The sequence below is a fragment of the Massilia atriviolacea genome, assembly GCF_003953935.1.
GTDB classification, from domain to species: Bacteria; Pseudomonadota; Gammaproteobacteria; order Burkholderiales; family Burkholderiaceae_D; genus Telluria_A; species Telluria_A atriviolacea.
The window spans coordinates 50,290-64,765 of the sequence record NZ_RXLQ01000020.1; the positions used below are offsets into that span (position 1 = coordinate 50,290).

The window sequence follows — 14,476 nt, forward strand, 5'->3', positions numbered from 1 at the left end:
AAGTGCCAACCGACAAAGATATGGATCAATAACACTCTGCCAAGAAAACGGCGGCGGACGATGCCGCACCGGTTCGATACAAGGCAATTGCGGCCCGGCGCGCGATTTGCGCCATAATGTCGCGTTTTTCCCGATTCAAGCCAACCAGCAGCGAGCAACACCCATGACCCATTTAAGCCTCATCGTCGCGATGGATGCCGAACGCGGCATCGGCATCGACAACACCCTGCCCTGGCGCCTGCCGGAAGACCTGGCGCACTTCAAGCGCCTGACCACGGGCCACCCGATCATCATGGGCCGCAAGACCTTCGACTCGATCGGCCGCCCGCTGCCGAACCGGCGCAACATCGTCATCACGACCAATCCGGACTGGCGGCACGACGGCGTGGAGCGGGCCCTGTCGGTTGCGCACGCGATCGCGCTGGCGGGCGAGGCGCCGGCTTTCGTCATCGGCGGCGCCCAGATCTACGCCCAGACCCTGGCGCTGGCGCAGACGCTGATCGTCACCGAGATCGCGCACACCTTCGACTGCGACGCGTTTTTTCCGCCGCTCGGCCCGGGCGCATGGACCGAGTACGCGCGCGAGACGCACCGTTCGGAAGCGAACGGCTTCGATTACGCCTTCGTGACGTATACAAAAGCGCCCTGAACACCCGTGCGGCCATAGTGTGCGACACTACAGCCCGCATGTAGTTAATCTAGCAAAAGTTTTTTCACCGGATTGCCGTCATTTCTGCGAAAATCCGCTTCTTCTTTTTTTGACCGGTGCCGTGAGCGGCGTCCCGCACAGGCGCGGACATCCTCACGGCGCTTCGCTTTGGAGCTGTCCATGAAATTTCGTTTCCCAATCGTCATTATCGACGAGGATTTTCGTTCCGAGAACACCTCCGGGCTCGGTATCCGCGCGCTCGCCGAGGCGATGGAAAAAGAGGGCATGGAGGTCGTTGGCGTGACCAGCTACGGCGACCTGTCGCAGTTCGCCCAGCAGCAGTCGCGCGCCTCGGCCTTCGTGCTGTCGATCGATGACGAGGAATTCGGTTCCGGCTCGATCGAAGACACCGATTCGGCCCTGATCGCGCTGCGCGCCTTCGTCAAGGAGATCCGCCACAAGAACTCGGACATCCCGATCTACATCTACGGCGAAACGCGCACCTCGCGCCACATCCCGAACGACATCCTGCGCGAACTGCACGGCTTCATCCACATGTTCGAGGACACGCCCGAATTCGTGGCGCGCCACATCATCCGCGAAGCCAAGTCCTACCTCGACAGCCTGGCGCCGCCGTTTTTCCGCGCGCTGGTCAACTACGCCAACGACGGCTCCTACTCCTGGCACTGCCCCGGCCACTCGGGCGGCGTGGCCTTCCTGAAGTCGCCGATCGGCCAGATGTTCCACCAGTTCTTCGGCGAGAACATGCTGCGCGCCGACGTCTGCAACGCCGTCGAAGAACTCGGCCAGCTGCTCGACCACACCGGCCCTGTGGCCAAGTCCGAACGCAATGCCGCGCGCATCTTCAACGCCGACCACTGCTACTTCGTCACCAACGGCACCTCGACGTCCAACAAGATGGTATGGCATTCGACCGTCGCCCCGGGCGACATCGTCGTGGTCGACCGCAACTGCCACAAGTCGATCCTGCACTCGATCATCATGTGCGGCGCGATTCCCGTGTTCCTGATGCCGACCCGGAACCACCTCGGCATCATCGGCCCGATTCCGCTCGAAGAATTCACGCCCGAATCGATCGCCCGCAAGATCGAAGCCAATCCCTTCGCGCGCCAGGCCGTCAACAAGAAGCCGCGCATCCTGACCATCACCCAGTCGACCTACGACGGCGTGGTGTACAACGTCGAGACCCTGCGCGAAATGTTGGACGGTAAGATCGACACCCTGCACTTCGACGAAGCGTGGCTGCCGCATGCGACCTTCCACGACTTCTACAAGAACATGCACGCGATCGGCAAGGACCGCCCGCGCGCCAAGGAATCGATGATCTTCTCGACCCAGTCGACCCACAAGCTGCTGGCCGGCCTGTCGCAGGCCTCGCAGGTGCTGGTGCGCGAATCCGAGACGGTCAAGCTGGACCAGGATGCCTTCAACGAAGCCTACCTGATGCACACCTCGACCTCGCCGCAGTATTCGATCATCGCCTCGTGCGACGTCGCCGCGGCCATGATGGAAGCGCCGGGCGGCACCGCGCTGGTGGAAGAATCGATCTTCGAAGCGCTCGACTTCCGCCGCGCCATGAAAAAAGTCGACGCCGAATTCGGCAACGACTGGTGGTTCCAGGTCTGGGGTCCGGACAGCTTCTCGGAAGAAGGCATCGGCAGCCAGGACGACTGGATGATCCGCGCCGAGGACGACTGGCACGGTTTCGGCAAGCTCGCCCCGGGCTTCAACATGCTCGATCCGATCAAGGCCACCGTGGTCACCCCGGGCCTGTCGCTCGACGGCGTGTTCGGCGAGTCCGGCATTCCGGCCTCGATCGTCACCAAGTACCTGGCCGAACACGGCGTGATCATCGAGAAGTGCGGGCTGTACTCGTTCTTCATCATGTTCACCATCGGGATCACCAAAGGGCGCTGGAACACGCTGGTCACGGCGCTGCAGCAGTTCAAGGACGACTACGACAAGAACCAGCCGATGTGGCGCATCCTGCCGGAATTCGCGGCGGCCAACCCGCGCTACGAAGCGATGGGCCTGCGCGACCTGTGCCAGCAGATCCACGACTTCTACAAGACCTACGACGTGGCGCGCCTGACCACCGAGATGTATTTGTCCGACATGATCCCGGCGATGAAGCCGTCCGACGCCTTTGCCAAGATGGCGCACCGCGAAATCGAGCGCGTCGCGATCGAGGAGCTGGAAGGCCGCATCACGGCGATCCTGCTCACGCCTTACCCGCCGGGCATTCCACTGCTGATCCCGGGCGAGCGCTTCAACAAGACCATCGTCGACTACCTGCGCTTCGCGCGCGACTTCAACGAGCGCTTCCCCGGCTTCGAGACCGACGTGCACGGCCTGGTCAAGCGCGAGGTGGACGGCAAGCGCGGTTACTTCGTGGACTGCGTGCGCCAGTAATCGGACCGATGCGCGGCCCGCGCGCGCACCGGCAAAAAAGGAACCTCGCGGTTCCTTTTTTTTCGTGCCCGGCCGTGCCGCTGGCGCTCAGTCGACCTGCAGGCGATAACCCCAGGACAGGGATGCGCCGTCGATGCTCGCCACCGTGACCAGGGCATTGGCGTTGGTGGTGCTCACCTCGTCGGTGGTGATGCCGTTGACGACGGCGAAGATGGTGTAGCTCTCGTCAAGCTGCACGGCATACTCCGAGCGCGCATCGCTCGTGGTGATGGTACGGAATGCAGCGCCGTCCCGCTCGATCGTGAAGTCGACCGGCGCCAGACCGTCGACGTGGAATCGCAGCACCTTCGAACCGGCGTCGGGGACGTGCTCGATCGTCAGCACATCGGCCTTCTGCGACGGATCGTGGATGGCGCTGGCGAAGAACTTCGCGCCGCCCGTCACGGTGACCGGTACGCTGCGGCGCACGACGCCGTGGACGACGTGTTCGGCCACGACGGTATAGCGGTGGGCGGTGGACAGCTGCGCGAAGTGTTGCGGCGCCACCAGCACATTGACCGCGTCGGTGCGCGCTTTGTCCAGGACCACGCAGGTGGCATCGAACCCGGTACTGTTAAGGAAGGTGATCGGCATGAGAAGCTCCGGTTGGGACGAGCCGGCAAAGCGCCAGGCGCCGCAAAAAATGGCGCCTCGCGGCGCCAGTCATGGAAGCAATCAGGTTTTCGGGAGCGTCACGCCCACCTGCCCCTGGTACTTCCCGCCGCGGTCCTTGTACGAGACCTCGCACACTTCATCGGATTCGAAAAACAGGACCTGGGCCACGCCTTCGTTGGCATAGATCTTGGCCGGCAGCGGCGTGGTGTTGGAGAATTCCAGCGTCACGTAACCTTCCCATTCCGGTTCGAACGGGGTCACGTTGACGATGATGCCGCAGCGCGCGTAGGTGCTCTTGCCGAGGCAGATGGTCAGCACATTGCGCGGAATCCGGAAGTACTCCACCGTGCGCGCCAGCGCGAAGGAATTCGGCGGGATGATGCAGAATCCCTTGCCGGAAACGTCGACGAAGTTATTCGCATCGAAATCCTTGGGATCGACGATGGTGGTGTTGATGTTCGTAAACAGCTTGAATTCGTCGGCGCAGCGAATGTCGTAACCGTAGCTCGAGGTGCCGTACGAGACGATCTTCTGGCCGTTGTGCTCCTTGATCTGGCCTGGCTCGAAAGGCTCGATCATGCCCGTTTCCGCAGCCATCTTGCGGATCCATTTGTCGGATTTAATGCTCATGCGTGTGCTTCCAAAATGAGAGAATGTGTCAAATGACGCTTGCTTCGCCAGGTGCGCAGCGGCAGCTTGCGCGAGCTTGTTCGCACAAGGTCCGCCCACACCGGGCGGCGAAGCTGGAATTTCCCGCGATTTTACGCGAAAAGCCCTTGCCGGCGGAGATCGCCGCCCTATTTTTGCAAGCCCGGCCACCCGGCCGGCCGCCACACGGAAAACGTTCGCGTCAAAACCAGCCATGGCTGCGATACCAGGCGATGGTATCGGCCACGGTGTCTTCGAGCGGCCTGAATGTCAGGCCGAGTTCGCGCTCGCTGTTGGCGTGGTTGAAGTGGCTGCGTCCAGCCTCCCTGACCATCAGGCGCACCGTGGCCAGGCCGAGCAGGACCGGCTTGCCGGTGAGGCGCGCGTAGAGTTCCTGCACCGCCGCCAGGGCGTATAACAGGGGTAGCGGCAGATCGCGCGTCGGCGTCCCGACCCCGGCGATCTTGCCCAGCAAGGGAACCAGTTGCTGCATAGTCATGTGGCGCCCCGCCGCCAGGTACCGTGCGCCGCGTTGCCCCTGCAATGCCGCCGCGACCTGCGCCTGCGCCACGTCGCGCGCGTCGACCACCGAAAAACTGCCTGGCACCAGCCCCGGCAATTTACCGAGCACCACATCGTTGACGAATTGTCCCGACGAGGTGGGGCCGATGTCGGCCGGTCCCCACATCCAGCCGGGCAGGACCAGGCTGGCGTGCATGTCCGGGTGGCTTGCCAGAAAGTCCAGCACGGCTTGATCGGCCAGTATCTTGCTGCGGTAATAATCGTCCGCATCGTCCAGCTCGCGCAAGCAGGTTTCGTCGATCAGGGTGCCCGGTTCCCCATTGAGCACGGCAATCGACGAGGTCTGGACAAAACGCCGGATGCCGGCGCCGTAGGCGTGTTCGATGAGCGAACGGGTCCCGTCGACGTTGATGCGCTTGAGTTGCTGCCAGTGGCTGCCGCCCTTGTAGTTGTCGCGGAAGAAAGCCGCCGTGTGAAACACGACATCGCATCCCGTCAGCTTGCCGGCGAAGGCGGCCACGTCCGCCATGTCGCCCGCCACCAGTTCGATGCCGTCCACTCCCCCGAACTGCTGCCGGCCCTTGTCGAGGGAACGCACCAGCGCCTTGACGGACACGCCGCGCCCGATCAGCGCGCGCACCAGGTTGTTGCCGAGCAGTCCGGTCGCGCCGGTGACGAACGCGGTGTTCAGTTGGGTATTCGTTTTCATATCAGTTGATTTTCAAAGTTCAAGTGATATTTAGTGTGCGTGAGGCATCGCGGGCATGTCAAGTAATATTTCAATCCATATCCAGAGTTCATGTGATATCTTTATGGGCATGAGCTCCACCACACCACGAAAGCGCCTGTCCCGCGAGGAAAGCCAGGCCCAGACGCGCGCGCGCCTGATCGACACCGCCCGGCAGTTATTTGTCGCGAATGGCTATGGCGGCACGTCGATCCGCGATATCGCGGATGAGGCGGGCTATTCGCAGGGGGCCTTCTACTCGAACTTTGCCAGCAAGGAAGAAGTTCTGTTGGAGTTGTTGCGCGGGCATATGGAGGCCGAAGCCGCGCAACTGTCCAGGCTCATCGACAATGAAGGACGCGCGCCGGAACAGCTGTTGAGCGAGCTGGAGTCCTGGGCTGCCACGCTCAACAGCGATGCCGACTGGTGCATGCTGTCGATCGAACTGCAGCTGCACGCCAATCGCAGCCCGACCTTCGCGGTCGAGTACCGGACGGTGTGGGATGCGCACCGGGCCGCGCTCGGCCGCGTGGTCGGCAGCCTGTTCGCCACGCTCGGACGCACGCCGCCGGCCGACCCGGAGCAGCTCGCGGGGGCCTTCATGGCGCTGACGCATGGCCTGGCGCTGCAACGCGTGGCGGGACGACCCGATCCGTCGGGACGCCTGATCCTGGTGTTCTTGCGTGGGCTGATCGCCAGTGCGGACTCACCGCAACAGCAGGATGGATAGCGGCCCGCCGCTGCCGCCGATGCGCTCGTCCCGGCGCAGCGTCGGCCGCGCCGGGGAATCGTCAGACCTGGCGCTGTGCGAGCAATCTGGCGATCATCTCGCGCGTCAGGCGCCCCGCCAGCTCGGGCGACTCCATCGGGAACAGGTGGCCGCCGCCGGGGATCTCGGCAAAATTATCGCCCACCAGCTTGCGCGTGGCTTCCAGGCCGGCCTGGCGCAGCTCGACCGACTCGGTGCCGGCGATGAAGCCGATCGGCACCGGGTAGGTCTTGTCCATCACGCTGCCCAGGTGATGCGGAAGGCCGCGGTAAATCTCGGTCTCGACCTCGCGCGAAAAGCGCAGCTGCACGCCGTCCGGATGCGGTTCGAGCCCGTGTTCCAGGTAGTCGTGCAGCACGCCGGGGGCCCAGCTGGCGAACACCGGCTTCGAGATGAAGTGGTCGTAGGCCGCCTGCACGCTCGGCCAGACGGTACGGCGCCGGCGCGACAGGCGGGCCGGCGAAAAATAATCGCTCCAGCTTTGCTTCGACTTCACCACCCGCCATAGCATGGCGCGCCAGCCCGCCACCACCGGCGAATCGAGCATCACCACGCAGCGCACCAGGTCCGGGCGCTCGCGTGCCGCCATCATGCTCAGCATCCCGCCCAGCGAATGACCGACCAGGATCGCCGGCTCGCCGTAGCTCTCCAGCGTGGCGATCAGGTGCTCGACCAGCTTGGGCCAGCCGTCGCTGACCGGATACTCGGGATCGTGGCCGTACATGTCGACGGCGCGGATGTCGAAATCCCCGCGCAGCTGGTCGAGGAACCTGGTGTAGCTGCCGGCCGGGAAGCTGTTACCGTGTGAGAAATGCAGGATCGGTGTCGTCATTTTTCGATTGTAAGACGATTCCGCGGCCGGCCGTACAGGTTTAGAGGGAAACCCCTACTGTCAGGGTGGCGACGTAGCCCAGGCTCGCGCTGCCCGTCACGCTGGCGATCTGCAGGGCGGTGCCGTCGCTGAACACATTGTCGGTCGCGTAGCTGATGCCGGCCAGGTTGCGTACGCTGGCGCTGTAGCCGGTGGCCGCGTAAGCCTCGGCCAGCATCGCCGCCGGAAAGCCGAACTGGGATGTCTTGATCCGGTTCGCCGCGCTGGTGCTCTTGGCCAGGCTCGGATACACCTCGAAGTGCACATGCGGCATGCGTCCCGCATAGCAGCCGGGGAAGATGGTGGTGAACGTAACCATCCCGCCGGCATCGGCCTCCTGCACGCCGCGCAGGTAGTTTTCGGCGCTGATGCCGCTGCTGTACATCGAGTAGCGCCCTTCGCGGTCGCAGTGCCAGAGGTACACGGTGGCGCCGGCCAGCGCGGCGCAGCCCGATTTGAGGTTCACCATCTGCAGCCTGATTGTCAGCGGCACGCCGGCGGCGACCCCGGTGGCGCCGGCGATGCTGGCGCGGATATCGGGCCGCACGATGCCGGCCAGGATCAGCGCATTGGCCACCCCGCCGACGCTGCTGTTGGTGCCGTCGGCCGGATACGGACCGCCGGTTTCCTCGGGAATCAACGCGCACGACGCGCTGCTCCCGGTCGTGGGGGTGGCAGGCGTGGTGCCGGCGGTGCTCTCGCCGGCGCTGCCGCCTCCGCCGCCTCCGCAGGCCGCCAGCGGCAGCGCTGCGGCCGACGCAAACAGCCAGCGCAGCGACTGGCGCCGGCTCAAGGTCATGTCCAGCATCGCTTGAATGTCCTGGCCCAGGCTGTGATCGTGGTCGTGATGTTCCATGGTGCGCTCCTTCGCCGCTTAATCCGCTTGCCGGCCGGGCCGGCGCTGCTCGCGGCGCGGACGATTCTCGGCCGACTGCTTGCGCTGTTCCGGCGTGAGCACGGCGCGCACCTGGGCGTCGGTGCGGGCGTCGAGCAGGGTCAGCGCGGCCAGTGCGTTGCCGGCCGCCTGCGCCAGCGATGCCGCCCTGGCCTCGTCGAATTGCTCCGCCGTGCCGAGGGCGCGCAGGGCATCCTGCGATTGATGCAAGGTGCGCCTGTACTCGCGCCGCTTCGGTTCCTGTGCGTGCATGATGGCGAAGACCTTGTCTTCCTGGGCGTCGCTCAGGTCGACCCCGGGTGCGAAAGCCGGTCCGTGCTGGTGGTGACCCGGGCCGGGCGGCGGCATGCGGCCCTCCCCCGGGGCGGCAATGGCGCCAAGGCAGGCGCTGCTTAACAAGATGGCGAGTGCGCGGTGGTACGGGTTTTTCATGGCAGTTCCTGTCGGTGCGTGAGAAGGACTCCATTGTGCGAGAGCGCCATGTAAATCGGTGTCGGGGACATGTAAAAGCGCGTAAAGGCATCGCCCGCCCGCTGATCGGACGGCGTCCGGTTTGCTATGATGGCTGCATGAACCAAGTGCTATTAATCGATGACGACGTTGAACTCGTCGGCATGTTCCGCGAATACCTGGAGCAGGAAGGATTTCGCGTCTGCTGCGCCCACGACGGCGAGGCCGGCACGCGCGAGGCGCTGTCCGGCCGCAATGCGATCGCGGTGCTCGATGTGATGATGCCGCAGATGAACGGCATCGAGACCTTGCGCCGCATCCGCGAGCGCAGCCACCTGCCGGTGCTCATGCTGACCGGCCGCGGCGACGACACCGACCGCATTCTCGGTCTGGAACTCGGTGCGGACGATTACGTCACCAAGCCGTGCACCCCGCGCGAGCTGACGGCGCGCATTCGCGCCATCCTGCGCCGCACCCACGCACCGCGCGGCGACGGCGACGGCGTGACCATCAACGTCGGCAAGCTGTCGATGCAGCCGGCGCAGCGGCGCGCCAGCTGGGACGGCACCGCGCTGGAGCTGACCAGCACCGAATTCAACCTGCTCGAAGTCCTGGCCCGCAACGCGGGACGCCCGGTCAGCAAGAACGAGCTGTCAGAACAGGGACTGGGCCGGCCGATGGCGCGTTTCGACCGCAATATCGACGTCCACCTGAGCAGCCTGCGGCACAAGCTGGGCACCCTGGCCGACGGCCGCTCCTGCCTGCAAACCGTGTACCGTCTCGGGTACCAGCTGATTCGCGACTAGCATGGGGCGCCTGTTCTGGAAGTTCTTCCTGTCGATCCTGCTGGCGCAGCTGGCGGCCACCATCGGCGTGGGCACCGTGTTCTGGCTGCGCGACCAGGCGCGCACGCAGGCGGCCGTGGACTCGCCGCGCGCGACCGGCATCGACACCGGGCCGTCGGCCGAATTCATCATCGACACGGCGGCCGCCACCCTGAAGCATGGCGGCAGCGCCGCACTGCGCGAGCTGGTGAGCGGCACGACGCGCCACAGCATTTTCGTCATCGACGCGGGCGGGCGCGAGATGCTGGGACGCACCGTCACGCCGGCATTGCGCGCCCAGGCCGAGCGCATGCTGGGGCAGCCGGCGCGCCACAACGTGGTGCGCACACTGACGGCGCCGGACGGCGAACGCTTGCTGGTGTTCGTGCGCTGGCTGGACCAGCGCGGGCCGGGCGGCGCCGGCACGGGCCTGCGCCCGATGCCGCCGCCCGGTTTCGGCCCAGGCGCGCGGCGCGGGCCGCCGCCGAACCGCGAGCTGCTGCCCTACATCACCATGGCCGGCGCAACCCTGGCCAGCCTGTTGTTCGCGGCCCTGCTGGCGTGGTATTTCTCGCGTCCGATCCGGGCCTTGCGCGGCGCCTTCGAAGCGGCCGCCGGCGGCGACCTGTCGCCCCGCTTTGCGCAGATCAAGGGCGTGCGCGGCGATGAACTGAACGACCTGGGACGCGACTTCGACCGCATGAGCGGACAGTTGCGCACCCTGATGGACGGCCAGCGCCGCCTGTTGCACGACGTCTCGCACGAACTGCGCTCACCGCTGGCGCGCCTGCAGGCGGCCATCGGCCTGGCGCACCAGCAGCCCGACAGGATCGGCACGTCGCTCGAACGCATCGAACGCGAGAGCGTACGCATGGATAAGCTGGTCGGTGAGCTGCTGACCTTATCGCGCCTGGAAGTCTCGAGCGCGCTGCCGCGCTTCGAGGATGTCTCGTTCATGGACCTGGTCGACGACATCGTGGCCGATGCCCGCTTCGAGGCCGAGCAATGCGGGCGCCGCGTGACGCTGTCGGGGCAGGCGATCGTCACGGTGCGCGGGGCGCCGGACCTGCTGTGGAGCGCCATCGAGAACGTGATCCGCAACGCCATCAAGCACAGTGGCGACGGCGGCACGATCGAGATCGGGGTCGGCGCCGATGCCGACCGCGTGCAAGTAGCGGTGTGCGACCGCGGGCCGGGCGTGGCGCAGGCCGACCTGGGGTCGATCTTCCAGCCCTTCTTCCGCTCCAACGCCACCAGCAATAACGTCGACGGACATGGACTGGGACTGGCGATTGCGCTGCGCGTGATCGATGCGCATCGCGGCAGCATCGAGGCCAGCAACCGCGAAGGCGGTGGGCTGCGGGTGGAAATTACGTTGCCGCTGGCCGGTTGAACAGGTATATCGCGAAGATGCGCTGCGATGGGGCCTTTTCCAGCGCTTCGAATTCGGCGCCAAAGCCGAGCCCCGCGATGGCGCTGTCTCTCGGGTAGTGCATGTCTTCATCTTCGTCGAACATCACGTCGCAGAACTCGGTGACCCCAGCCAGTTCGTCGCCCACGTGGATCTTCCCGAAAAGAGCGCCGGCGTAGCCATCGAAGACAGCGATGGTCGACAGCGTCCCGTGTTCATCGAAATGCAGTTCGACCGCGCCGCGCCGGTAGTAGAAGGACTGGCCCTGGCGCCCGTCGTTGGACGAGGTCGCGGGAGCCATCAGCCAGCCGTCGCACTGCGCAACAGCGTCGCGCAGCGCTTGCCGCTTGCTGTCCCAACGGGTAACGCGCTCGAAAATAGAGCGCACCTGCGTCAGGTGCACGCCGAGTTGAAAGCCTGCGGCGCCCTGGCCGGGAATGATGTCGGCATTCAGATTTACGATGTTCATTGATGTTCTTTCTTGACCTGCTATCACTGATCGCACTGACATATTATGCACAATCATGAAACCGACAATTTTTCTAGATATCGACGACGTGCTGGCAATCAGCCGGGAATTTACCAGTTACCAAGTCATGGCGACCTTCAAGTCCGGCGATCTCGACGGCTGGCCGGAACTGTGGAATGGCCTGCTCTGCGCTGAGGCTCGCCAAAATCTGGCTGCGCTCCACGACGAGTTCAACCCCCAGTATGTGATCAGCTCCTCGTGGTCACACTATCTGGCGTGCGACCAACTACGGGCAGTGTTTCATCGTCGCCATCTCCAATTTGTCGCGGAGGGCATGCACGATACGTGGACAACGCCAAAGTGCAGCGGGTGGTCGCGCTTCGATGAGATCCACCATTGGGCGCTCCATCATTTACCACGAGGCTGTCCAATGCTTGTGCTTGATGACGAGCAAAGCGGAGCTAGCCTGCGTGGAACGTCCCTGTACGACGATGGTTTGGTTGTGCTGTGCGAGCCGTGGGTTGGTCTGAATGCCGACAAGCTGTCCGAAGCACAGCGCCTGCTGCGTTCACAGGTAGTGTAGCCGGCATCCTAGCAGCCGCGTTCCGTTCCTCGTTCCCGCGCCCTTAAACGTGCGATTATTTGCCATGCCAATACCGCGCATGGACGCGGCGATATTCGACAGGCCTGAAGCCGGTGCCCGAGTCGAGCATGACCGCTCCCGATTCGTCCGTGCGCAGGCGTTCGATTCCCATCCTTTCATAGCGCTCCACAACCTCGCTCTTGGGATGGCGGTAACGGTTCCGGTAACCGACCTGGAACAGCACCAGTGTCGGCTGCACGGCAGCCAGGAAACCAGGCGTGGACGAGGTGCCGCTGCCGTGATGCGGCGCAAGCAAAACGTGCGCACGCAGGAGCGGCGCCGATCCGGCCACCAGTTGCGCTTCCTGCGCCGCTTCGATGTCGCCTGCCAGCAGGATCGCATGGTCGCCGGCGGTAATCCGCAGCACGCAGCCGCGCGCGTTCGGCTTTAGGCCGGGATCGTCGTAGCTGGCGGCGCTCGGATGCAGCATCTCGAAGCGCACCCCATCCCATGTCCAGCGCTGCCCGCCGCTGCAGCGCACGTGGCGGGGCGCGGCCTTGACGATCGGATGGTCGTACCACAGCGACGAGGCCACCCAGCCAACGCCGATCGCATCGAGCAGGGTGCGCCCGCCGCCCGCGTGGTCGATGTCGCTGTGGCTGACGATCACGCCATCCAGATAGCCGATACCGCGCCCTTTCAGGTACGGCAGGACCACCCGGTTCGCGCCGTTCGACTCCGGCGTGTAGGCGGGCCCGGTATCGTACAGAAGCCGGTGGCCGCTGGTTTCGATCAGCAGGGCCATGCCCTGCCCCACATCGAACGCGGTCACCGCCACCTCGCCCGGTGGCGGATGGGTGGGCTGCGCTGTCAGCAGCGGCAGCCACGCGGCCAAGCCGGTCCAGCGATGCGGCCATCCGCGTGGAGCGAGCATCCACACCGTGCCGATGGCCGCAAACACGAACAGCCACGGTTCGGGTGTCGGCGCGCTCCACACGGCAAAGCGGGATCCCGCGCACCAGCTCAACACCCAGGCCAGCGCCTGCACGGCATAGTGAGCTACGTTCAACAGCAAGGTCGACACGGGTGCCGGCAGCATGCTGCCCGCCAGCGCCAGCGGCGTGACGACGAAGCTGACCAGCGGGATCGCCAGCGCATTGGCCAGCGGGCTGACCAGCGACACCTGCGAAAACAGCAGCATCGTCAACGGCACCAGCGCGAGCGTCACCACGTACTGCGTGTGCACGCCCACCAGCAGCATGCCGCTCCAGCGCGGGCGCGCGACTGCGACACGCCCGGTGGTGGCATACAAAATGGCGGCCACCGCGCCGAACGAGAGCCAGAAGCCGGGCGAGGCAATCGCCCAGGGGTCGATCAGCACCACCAGGCCGAGCGCCATGCACAGCACATGCGAGACCTGCGTGAGCCGTCCGAACCAGAGTGCGGCGGCGACCACCGCGAGCATGTACAGCGTGCGCTGGGCCGGCACGCCGAAGCCGGCCAGCAGCACGTACGCCAGCGCCACTGCGGTGCCGGTCAACGCCGCGATCTTTTGCGCCGGCATCCGCAGCGGCAGCTGGGCGCCGGTGAAGAACGAGCGGCGCCACAGGAAGGATGCGAGCGAGGCAAACAGTCCGGCGACCATCGTGATGTGCAAGCCGGAGATGGAGATCAAGTGACCTACGCCGGTACGGTTGAACACACTCCAGTCGTCCTGGCCGATCGAGCGCTGGTCGCCGACAACCAATGCCACGATCACGCCCGCATACTCCTTGTCCGGCAGCGCGCGCAGGATGCGCTCGCGCAGCGTGGCGCGGCAGTGCTCGACCACGTTGGAAAAGCCAAGGACGAAACGATCCATCCGCCGGTTGGCCGCGCCTTCCGGCCGCACATAGCCGGTGGCACGAACGCCCTGCTCCAGCAGCCACGCTTCGTAATCGAAACCGTGCGGGTTGGCGTTGCCATGCGGGCGTTGCAGGCGCACGACCAGCTGCCAGCGCTCGCCGGGCTGCACGTCGGCCACCGGCCGCACGCTGTCGCGGTAGCCGGCATACCACGCCAGCGACACGCGCGGCGGCACCACGGCCGCGTCGCCCAGCACCCGTTCGACCCTGAAATGGAAGCGCACGCCCTGTTCGAAGCGGTGCGGCAGGCTGTCGATGGTGCCGACGACGGTGATGTCGCGGCCCTCGTCGGCCTTGGCCAGTTCGGGCGTCAGCGCAAGGTGGGCCAGCAGCGCCGCCCAGCAGAAACCAGCCAGCGCGCCGGCCATTGCCGTCTTTGTCGCACCGCGCAGGAAGCAGAGCAGGAGCGCGACGCCGGCCAACGCCGCCATCGTCGATGGCGATGGCAGCGCCGCCTGGACTTGCAGCACGGCGGCACCACAGGCAAATCCGAGGATGGCAATGCGCATGGCGACCCGGGGCGTGGACAAAACCCCCAGCATGCCATGGCCTGCAACGCTCGGCTTTGGTGCATATCAGGGCACCTCGAAAAACTACTCCGTCCATGGCATGATGGCGAACCACCGATTCGGACGATTTCCGCATGATCAAAACCACCTGTTTGCCG

At 65.2% G+C, this 14,476-nt stretch carries 15 protein-coding genes; 6 read left to right on the forward strand and 9 right to left on the reverse strand.

From position 1 onward, the window contains the following. Positions 1 to 163: 163 nt before the first annotated feature. Positions 164 to 649 carry a dihydrofolate reductase gene (locus EJB06_RS27080; protein ID WP_126077147.1) on the forward strand — a complete coding sequence of 162 codons (486 nt, stop codon included), beginning with the start codon at positions 164 to 166 and terminating at the stop codon, positions 647 to 649. Positions 650 to 693: 44 nt separating this feature from the next. On the opposite strand, the gene EJB06_RS32075 is transcribed toward EJB06_RS27080, so the two are convergent. Beyond that, entirely contained in the window at positions 694 to 831 is a 138-nt protein-coding gene (locus EJB06_RS32075; RefSeq protein ID WP_164558053.1) for a hypothetical protein, read from the reverse strand. Here EJB06_RS32075 and EJB06_RS27085 point away from each other — a divergent pair. Then, on the forward strand, positions 830 to 3,082 hold the full coding sequence (locus tag EJB06_RS27085) for an arginine/lysine/ornithine decarboxylase (RefSeq protein WP_126077148.1): 2,253 nt from the start codon (positions 830 to 832) through the stop codon (positions 3,080 to 3,082). The two genes, EJB06_RS32075 and EJB06_RS27085, sit on opposite strands and share 2 nt — an antisense overlap. Before the next feature lie 87 nt (positions 3,083 to 3,169). Here EJB06_RS27085 and EJB06_RS27090 read toward each other — a convergent pair whose 3' ends face one another. The 3 genes from EJB06_RS27090 to EJB06_RS27100 all read right to left on the reverse strand — a co-directional run bounded on the left by EJB06_RS27090 (position 3,170) and on the right by EJB06_RS27100 (position 5,615). Continuing rightward, positions 3,170 to 3,715, reverse strand: a complete 546-nt coding sequence (locus EJB06_RS27090) for a hypothetical protein (RefSeq protein ID WP_126077149.1) — start codon at positions 3,713 to 3,715, stop codon at positions 3,170 to 3,172. An 81-nt stretch (positions 3,716 to 3,796) separates the two neighbouring features. After that, positions 3,797 to 4,366: a dCTP deaminase gene (dcd, locus tag EJB06_RS27095; RefSeq protein WP_126077150.1), complete on the reverse strand. Its 570-nt coding sequence runs from the start codon at positions 4,364 to 4,366 to the stop codon at positions 3,797 to 3,799. Positions 4,367 to 4,586: 220 nt separating this feature from the next. Next, the gene (locus EJB06_RS27100) at positions 4,587 to 5,615 is read right to left on the reverse strand and encodes an SDR family oxidoreductase (protein WP_126077151.1); all 1,029 of its coding nucleotides are present in this window, start codon (positions 5,613 to 5,615) and stop codon (positions 4,587 to 4,589) included. A gap of 109 nt (positions 5,616 to 5,724) precedes the next feature. Here EJB06_RS27100 and EJB06_RS27105 point away from each other — a divergent pair, with 109 nt between their 5' ends. Beyond that, the gene (locus tag EJB06_RS27105) at positions 5,725 to 6,363 is read left to right on the forward strand and encodes a TetR/AcrR family transcriptional regulator (protein ID WP_126077152.1); all 639 of its coding nucleotides are present in this window, start codon (positions 5,725 to 5,727) and stop codon (positions 6,361 to 6,363) included. 61 nt (positions 6,364 to 6,424) lie between these two features. Here the strand turns inward: EJB06_RS27105 and EJB06_RS27110 are convergent, their stop codons facing one another. Genes EJB06_RS27110 through EJB06_RS27120 form a run of 3 tightly spaced genes read right to left on the reverse strand, consistent with a single transcriptional unit; the run spans position 6,425 to position 8,600 of the window. Further along, on the reverse strand, positions 6,425 to 7,234 hold the full coding sequence (locus EJB06_RS27110; RefSeq protein WP_126077153.1) for an alpha/beta fold hydrolase: 810 nt from the start codon (positions 7,232 to 7,234) through the stop codon (positions 6,425 to 6,427). A 40-nt stretch (positions 7,235 to 7,274) separates the two neighbouring features. Then, positions 7,275 to 8,129, reverse strand: coding sequence for a dioxygenase family protein (locus EJB06_RS27115; protein WP_126077154.1), 855 nt, complete (start codon positions 8,127 to 8,129; stop codon positions 7,275 to 7,277). Positions 8,130 to 8,147: 18 nt separating this feature from the next. Next, the gene (locus EJB06_RS27120) at positions 8,148 to 8,600 is read right to left on the reverse strand and encodes a Spy/CpxP family protein refolding chaperone (RefSeq protein ID WP_126077155.1); all 453 of its coding nucleotides are present in this window, start codon (positions 8,598 to 8,600) and stop codon (positions 8,148 to 8,150) included. A 137-nt stretch (positions 8,601 to 8,737) separates the two neighbouring features. Between EJB06_RS27120 and EJB06_RS27125 the strand changes: the two genes are divergently transcribed. Next, a complete protein-coding gene (locus tag EJB06_RS27125; protein ID WP_126077156.1) occupies positions 8,738 to 9,424 on the forward strand; it encodes a response regulator transcription factor in 687 nt (228 codons plus the stop codon). A 1-nt stretch (position 9,425) separates the two neighbouring features. Further along, on the forward strand, positions 9,426 to 10,835 hold the full coding sequence (locus EJB06_RS27130; protein WP_126077157.1) for an ATP-binding protein: 1,410 nt from the start codon (positions 9,426 to 9,428) through the stop codon (positions 10,833 to 10,835). Here EJB06_RS27130 and EJB06_RS27135 read toward each other — a convergent pair. Further along, positions 10,813 to 11,322 (reverse strand): hypothetical protein, encoded by a 510-nt coding sequence (locus EJB06_RS27135; RefSeq protein ID WP_126077158.1) that lies wholly within the window; start codon positions 11,320 to 11,322, stop codon positions 10,813 to 10,815. The two genes, EJB06_RS27130 and EJB06_RS27135, sit on opposite strands and share 23 nt — an antisense overlap. Before the next feature lie 55 nt (positions 11,323 to 11,377). On the opposite strand from EJB06_RS27135, the gene EJB06_RS27140 reads away from it, so the two are divergent. Beyond that, the gene (locus tag EJB06_RS27140; RefSeq protein WP_126077159.1) at positions 11,378 to 11,905 is read left to right on the forward strand and encodes an HAD domain-containing protein; all 528 of its coding nucleotides are present in this window, start codon (positions 11,378 to 11,380) and stop codon (positions 11,903 to 11,905) included. A gap of 55 nt (positions 11,906 to 11,960) precedes the next feature. On the opposite strand, the gene EJB06_RS27145 is transcribed toward EJB06_RS27140, so the two are convergent. After that, a complete protein-coding gene (locus tag EJB06_RS27145; RefSeq protein WP_126077204.1) occupies positions 11,961 to 14,318 on the reverse strand; it encodes a DNA internalization-related competence protein ComEC/Rec2 in 2,358 nt (785 codons plus the stop codon). Positions 14,319 to 14,476 lie beyond the last annotated feature (158 nt).

What these genes read in the sequence shown, in the direction of transcription:
- EJB06_RS27080 (WP_126077147.1), top strand. Translation starts at nt 164, where the DNA reads ATGACCCATTTAAGCCTCATCGTCGCGATGGATGCCGAACGCGGCATC.
- EJB06_RS27085 (WP_126077148.1), top strand. Translation starts at nt 830, where the DNA reads ATGAAATTTCGTTTCCCAATCGTCATTATCGACGAGGATTTTCGTTCC.
- EJB06_RS32075 (WP_164558053.1), bottom strand. Translation starts at nt 831, where the DNA reads ATGGACAGCTCCAAAGCGAAGCGCCGTGAGGATGTCCGCGCCTGTGCG.
- EJB06_RS27090 (WP_126077149.1), bottom strand. Translation starts at nt 3,715, where the DNA reads ATGCCGATCACCTTCCTTAACAGTACCGGGTTCGATGCCACCTGCGTG.
- dcd (WP_126077150.1), bottom strand. Translation starts at nt 4,366, where the DNA reads ATGAGCATTAAATCCGACAAATGGATCCGCAAGATGGCTGCGGAAACG.
- EJB06_RS27100 (WP_126077151.1), bottom strand. Translation starts at nt 5,615, where the DNA reads ATGAAAACGAATACCCAACTGAACACCGCGTTCGTCACCGGCGCGACC.
- EJB06_RS27105 (WP_126077152.1), top strand. Translation starts at nt 5,725, where the DNA reads ATGAGCTCCACCACACCACGAAAGCGCCTGTCCCGCGAGGAAAGCCAG.
- EJB06_RS27110 (WP_126077153.1), bottom strand. Translation starts at nt 7,234, where the DNA reads ATGACGACACCGATCCTGCATTTCTCACACGGTAACAGCTTCCCGGCC.
- EJB06_RS27115 (WP_126077154.1), bottom strand. Translation starts at nt 8,129, where the DNA reads ATGGAACATCACGACCACGATCACAGCCTGGGCCAGGACATTCAAGCG.
- EJB06_RS27120 (WP_126077155.1), bottom strand. Translation starts at nt 8,600, where the DNA reads ATGAAAAACCCGTACCACCGCGCACTCGCCATCTTGTTAAGCAGCGCC.
- EJB06_RS27125 (WP_126077156.1), top strand. Translation starts at nt 8,738, where the DNA reads ATGAACCAAGTGCTATTAATCGATGACGACGTTGAACTCGTCGGCATG.
- EJB06_RS27130 (WP_126077157.1), top strand. Translation starts at nt 9,426, where the DNA reads ATGGGGCGCCTGTTCTGGAAGTTCTTCCTGTCGATCCTGCTGGCGCAG.
- EJB06_RS27135 (WP_126077158.1), bottom strand. Translation starts at nt 11,322, where the DNA reads ATGAACATCGTAAATCTGAATGCCGACATCATTCCCGGCCAGGGCGCC.
- EJB06_RS27140 (WP_126077159.1), top strand. Translation starts at nt 11,378, where the DNA reads ATGAAACCGACAATTTTTCTAGATATCGACGACGTGCTGGCAATCAGC.
- EJB06_RS27145 (WP_126077204.1), bottom strand. Translation starts at nt 14,318, where the DNA reads ATGCGCATTGCCATCCTCGGATTTGCCTGTGGTGCCGCCGTGCTGCAA.